We start from the raw sequence: 4,984 nt of genomic DNA, 5'->3' as shown, positions 1-4,984 counted from the left end.
GTACCGGTACATCCGACGATCGGTATGGAAGATCCGTGGCGCTACCGCAACAAAGTCCAGATTCCAGTCGGCCAGAAGGAAGACGGGGAACTGATGACAGGATTTTATCAGAAGCGAAGCCATAACATCATCGATATGGACACATGTCTGATTCAGGATGAAGTGAATGACCGGATGGTTGAAACGGTACGCCGTATCGCTTCCAGATACGGAATCGATGCCTACGATGAACAGACGCACCGCGGCGTACTTCGTCACATCATGGTCCGGACGGGACAGACGACGAAGGACATCATGATCGTGATCGTCACGAAGACGAAGAAACTTCCCCACAAAGAAAAAATCATGGACGAAATCCGCGATGCGTTCCCGAATGTAAAATCAATCGTCCACAACATCAACAGTGCAAAGACGAATGTCATTTTAGGAAGAGAAACGAACGTACTATGGGGAGAAGAATACATCTACGATACGATCGGAGATATCCGTTTTATGATTTCCCCGAAATCGTTTTACCAGGTCAACCCGACCCAGACGAAGACGTTGTACGACCAGGCACTTTCTTATGCCGACCTGCGTGGTGGAGAAACGGTCATCGATGCCTACTGTGGAATCGGAACTATTTCCTTGTTCCTCGCCCAGAAGGCAGAGAAGGTGTATGGAGTGGAAATCGTTCCGGAAGCCGTGGAAGACGCGAAGAAGAACGCCCGTCTGAACAAGATGGACAACGCCGAATTCTTCGTCGGGGAAGCAGAGAAGCTCATGCCGTGGTGGCGTAATCAAGGCCTTCGTCCGGACGTCATCGTCGTCGACCCTCCGCGTAAAGGCTGTGATGAGCAGCTTCTGAAAGCGATGCTCGACATGGAGCCGGAGCGGATCGTGTATGTATCCTGTAATCCGTCTACGCTTGCGCGTGATCTGCGGGTGCTTGAAGACGGTGGTTATGAAACGAAGGAAGTGCAGCCGGTCGATATGTTCCCGCAGACGAGTCACGTGGAGTGTGTGACGTGGCTGGAAAAGAAAGTGTCTAACTAAAATAAACCTTTCCCAGTAAAAGATATACTTTTTCTAACAAGACCTGAACATCGATGTTTGGGTCTTTTTTTTTGCGTAGTTCCTGCATTACTCGTTATGGAATGTAGTTCTTACTTCGATCTATCACTTAAAATAAAAGTGGGAAGAGGGTATGCTTAAAGGCATACCCTCTTCCCGTTTAAACGTTCTTACAAATTCTTCTTACTTACTAACTCCGACACAACAAAAGCGAGATCATCGTTTCCATAGATAGACAGCGCTTCAAGCAGCATCCCTGAATCTATGAAGTCCGACTCTTCTTTCGTTACCGTAAGCTCCAAAGCTTCCACTAATTCTTTATTTTTATCCTGGTACGGATAGGCCTCTGTATAGATGGCGGCAGGGTCCAATTCATGATTGATACACCACTGGGCAAAAAGCAGAATCATCATCTTTTCGCCTTTTTGATAATTATGAATTACGGCTTCTTCACGGCTGCGGTCCACACGACATGCCTCCTTTATTCGGGGAGACTCGTTTTTTCCTCACCCGGTACGGCTATTATACCTAATAATCAGAGATTCATAAATCGCCTGGTCGAGTCCTTCCTTTTCCTTTAATAACGCTCCTTGTCTTCATTCTCCTCAGCCTCTTTCATCTGCTCATAGCGCTGGCGCTGTCTGTATCCATACGTAGCGGAAAGGACGACTTCTTCGTTCTCCAAAGCCGAACCGAGTGCTCCGATGATGGTGGACACGCTTGTGGCGGTCCAGGCAATATAGAAAAACTGCATGTAGCCGACTTCGGCGGACAGTTGGGATTCCAGCATGCTTTTCGGAATAAGAAGAAAGACGGTGACGAGGAAAATCAGGAATAAGAGTGCGTAATAGAGCATCACGGAGACGGCGAGCGTGAAGAAGGTCACCGTGTTGTAGAGCCGGCGCAGATGGCTGTTTTCTTTATCTTTTTTCCGTTCCCACAGATGGTGGGCAAGGATGATCCAGATGATCATTGCAAGAATTGACAAGACAGATAAGAGGAGCATGCGCCACGTACTGTAGTGGTCGCTAAGCTTCCATAAGGTCGGAAAGACGAGAGCATAGGCACCTGTGGTGAAGGCGAGCACAATAACCTTCATGAATGCCGGGAACATCGACCACGGACGGTTCGCCCGGACCATTCCCGTGATCAGCCGGAGCAGGCCTACCACGCGGGAGCGGATCGTAAAGCGGACGTCGACGTCGCTGTCCATTTCGACCGGTGCCTCCCGCAGAATCGGGGAAAACAGTTCCAGACCTCTTCGCCGCATCAGCTTTGTCGAACTCTTGTTTTTTAATTCGGGGTATTTGTCCTTGTCCTTGGATTGGATTCGCTCCTCGGCTTTTTCCCTGTCTTTATCTGAGCTTCCGTAATACATTTCGTTGATCAGCTGTAGAATCGCTTCCCTTACGCGTTTGACCATCGGCGCAGCTCCTAACCCGGGAAGACTGATCAGGGCGGTGCACCCCCGGGCGAGCGTTTCTGCAATCAAGGTTTTCTTATCATGGAAGAGGGGCAGGTCGGTCAGCGCAATGGCGAACGTCCATCCCTGTTCCTGCTTTTCGTCAAGTGTCGCCTCCAGTACTTCCCGGGGATCTTCCGTTGCTCCGGTGAGGGAAAGGACCTTGTATTCCACCTGCCAATCGGCTGTTTCATCTACATAGTATGCAAGCATGTCGGGCAGTTCGTTCTCGAGAATCGCTCCAAGCTTATCGGGGTAGCCTGGTGCAGCGACCAACCCTACTTTTTTAATGGAAGCAGTCAAAAGGATCACCAGCTTTGTCATTTTATTCGGTGTAGGATATTTATCCTGATTCTATTGGAATAAAACGACTTTCTTCTATTTTTCTCTCTTTAACCCCTGCCTGATCAATGAAAACCGAGAATGGACTGCTCCGTCGCTTTCGTCAGGCACTTGCGGAACAGGAGTATCCCGACGAGAAGGGCAGCGATGCTTGGGAGGGTCAGATACAGATAATCCGTCCATCCAAAGGCGGAAAGCTGCGTACCGTGCACCATCACATCGCGCAGCAGATTCAATCCCCAAACCGATGGAATCAGCTTAAAAAACGGGCTTGCCTCGGCAGGAAGGAACATCAGTCCAAGCAGGACAAACTGGATGATCTGCAGGAAAGTTCCGATTTTCTTGAACAGCAGCACGCCGCCGGCGAGGGCATAGCCAAGGCCCCAGAAGCTCAGTGAAACAAAGAAGGTGAGGAGAAGGATGGATCCGATATTGTGGAAATCAAGAAACGTCTGGGTGACGAGCATCATAAGCATTAAGAGTACAAAGATCTGAATGAAGTCGATCAACAGCATGGCGAATGACTTGAACGTAATGACCGTGAGGAAGGAGTATTTAGATAAGTAGAGTTGTTCAATCGTGCCGATCCGTGTTTCATCCTCAATGGAATCGGTGATATTCTGATAAATCGATATCGCCAGTATCCAGATGATGAAGCTCAGGATCAAACTTTCCTTCGTATCACTTCCGAGGTTGAAGCCGACGATGCCGGAGTATCCATAGAAGATGAGCAGGAACACGAGGAAGATCGTGATTCCACCGCCGATGGTATCGGTGATGTACCGTTTAGCGAGAATGGCTTCTTTCTTTATGTAAGCTTTCCATAACATCATGAACCTGTCCCCCTTATTGGATGGCTTCCAAGAATAAGTCCTCAAGCGCCGTCTGACCATAATGGAATGCTATGATTTCCCCTTTGTCTCCGGCGAGCTTAAGAATGCCCATGAACTCTTCCATGTTGTGAAATGTGATGTGAAGTCCATCGTTATCCTTCACAAAAGCAAGGCATTGCTGCTCAAGCGCACCTTCCATGCCTCCCATGTCTTTTACGGTGACCGTCCCCGTTTTCGCATCCATCATTGTCTTGAGTTCTTCGGCGTGTTTTTCGGCAACAAGCTTTCCCTCTTGAAGGATCATAACTCTGTTACAGACCTTCTCGACGAATCTCATATCATGAGAAGTGATTAACAAGGACTTATTCATTTGATGAGGGATGGAAGGAAGCAGTTTCTCTAAATCTCTCAGTGTGGACACATCGAGTCCGAGCGTCGGTTCATCAAGGAGAATGATCTGCGTATCTTCGACGAGGGAGATCAAGATGGAAAGTTTCTGCTGCATCCCTCTTGAAAGGTTTTGGACGAGTTCGTTACGCTTCGATGTCAGGGCAAACTCGTCCATCAGCGTAGTAATCTGATCCTGCTTCGTTTTATAATTGGTTCCTTTCAAGGTCAAAAGGAATTCGATGTTTTCTTTGACCGTCAATTTCCAATAGAGGTTCCTGTTTCCCTCCATGATGCAGGATATGATTGGGTTTTTCTTTCTGTTGGGTTTTCCATTTATGTAAATATCGCCGCTCGTCGGGTAGGTGAGTGTAGCGATCATTTTCAATATCGTCGTTTTACCGGCACCGTTCGGTCCAAGCAGGCCGACGATATCCTGACGATCGATATGGAAATTCAGCGGTTCGATGGCCGTGGTTTCTTTATATTTCTTTGTGACGTTTTTGAACTCGATAATCTTTTTCAATTAATCATCACCTTATTTGCTCAACTTTATAATTGTTTAAACGCTTGCTATAGGCTTCTAAATACCGTTTCCATCCAGTATCAGGTAAGTGTTCTATTGATGATATTGATTTTTTAGATTCATTTTTGCTTCTTCTATCAAATATGAAAGGATTTCTTTATCCTCATATAAATCTATATTAGCAGAGTGTTTCTGATAAAAGTAGTAGGTGTATATGTTAAAACCACCTTCTAATGAATCTTCTTGATAATCTATTGAATCATCGAGATATTGTCTACCAACTGCAAAGTAATCGTGTGATAGTTTAAGATCTTTTAAGAAATAATCATTAGTACTTCCAAAAAATTATATATATCTAAGGCAGACTTTGCATAAACATAT

Annotated in this window: 5 protein-coding genes; 1 reads left to right on the top strand and 4 read right to left on the bottom strand. The window is 46.6% G+C overall.

Going from position 1 to position 4,984, the window contains the following annotated elements; translation table 11 throughout:
• Positions 1 to 1,035: 23S rRNA (uracil(1939)-C(5))-methyltransferase RlmD (rlmD, locus tag D479_RS12765; RefSeq protein WP_008637709.1), on the top strand; the 1,035-nt coding region annotated here is incomplete at its 5' end.
• A gap of 188 nt (positions 1,036 to 1,223) precedes the next feature.
• On the opposite strand, the gene D479_RS12760 is transcribed toward rlmD, so the two are convergent.
• From D479_RS12760 to D479_RS12745, 4 genes are all read right to left on the bottom strand, one after another.
• Complete coding sequence (locus D479_RS12760; protein WP_008637708.1) at positions 1,224 to 1,520, bottom strand: hypothetical protein; 297 nt, start codon at positions 1,518 to 1,520, stop codon at positions 1,224 to 1,226.
• A gap of 110 nt (positions 1,521 to 1,630) precedes the next feature.
• Positions 1,631 to 2,827, bottom strand: coding sequence for a hypothetical protein (locus D479_RS12755; protein ID WP_346773255.1), 1,197 nt, complete (start codon positions 2,825 to 2,827; stop codon positions 1,631 to 1,633).
• Between the two features lie 95 nt (positions 2,828 to 2,922).
• A complete protein-coding gene (locus tag D479_RS12750) occupies positions 2,923 to 3,690 on the bottom strand; it encodes an ABC transporter permease (RefSeq protein WP_008637704.1) in 768 nt (255 codons plus the stop codon).
• A gap of 13 nt (positions 3,691 to 3,703) precedes the next feature.
• A complete protein-coding gene (locus D479_RS12745) occupies positions 3,704 to 4,603 on the bottom strand; it encodes an ABC transporter ATP-binding protein (RefSeq protein WP_008637702.1) in 900 nt (299 codons plus the stop codon).
• Between the last annotated feature and the right edge of the window lie 381 nt (positions 4,604 to 4,984).

Origin of the sequence: Halobacillus sp. BAB-2008, assembly GCF_000328325.1 — a bacterium.
Lineage (GTDB): Bacteria > Bacillota > Bacilli > Bacillales > Halobacillaceae > Halobacillus.
The sequence above is the reverse complement of the archived record's forward strand: the minus strand, read 5'-3'. Positions and strand labels throughout refer to the sequence as shown.